This is a genomic window from Pseudoalteromonas sp. S1650, from assembly GCF_005887195.1.
Lineage (GTDB): Bacteria > Pseudomonadota > Gammaproteobacteria > Enterobacterales > Alteromonadaceae > Pseudoalteromonas > Pseudoalteromonas simplex.
The window spans coordinates 1-474 of record NZ_PNDF01000101.1 but is presented as its reverse complement, the minus strand read 5'-3'; the positions used below and the strand labels follow the sequence as shown (position 1 = coordinate 474).

The following is a 474-nucleotide window of genomic DNA, read 5'->3' as shown; positions in this document are numbered from 1 at the left end:
CATTCGTCGATCCGATCAAGAGGAAGGTGTCCTGGTGTGTGAAGGATCGTTTCCAGTTGGAAGTTTTTTAAAAGCCTCTTGGCTCTGTAATGATTGTTTTGGGTGTTTAGAGCGGCTTGTGATCCAACTAAAGCCAAGTTGCTTTAGAATTTTATAGACATGATTTAAGTGGTAATGAACACCAAATTCAGTGTGAATGTAATGCACAATGTCTTCACCGGTAAGGCGGCCACCACGTAGTTCTGTGTTCGTGCGCTTTATAAATTCAGACAGTTGTTCAAGTTGCCGCTGTTGCAGCCTTGATGGACGTCCTTGAATAGGCTTATTGTCTAAACCATCAAGCCCATACTCTAGGTAACTAGAAACCCATTTATTCACACTACTTCTTGCAGTGTTTAGACGTTTTGCAATATCGGTTCGGCTATTACCCTCATAAAATAAAGACACTGCGAGCAATCGCATGCGTTTTCGTGC

At 42.4% G+C, this 474-nt stretch carries 1 protein-coding gene; it reads right to left on the bottom strand.

Annotated elements, in window-relative coordinates; genetic code table 11:
* Positions 1-15: 15 nt before the first annotated feature.
* Positions 16-474 (bottom strand): IS630 family transposase (locus CWB80_RS21225; RefSeq protein ID WP_138686298.1); only part of this gene is annotated, 459 nt, incomplete at its 5' end.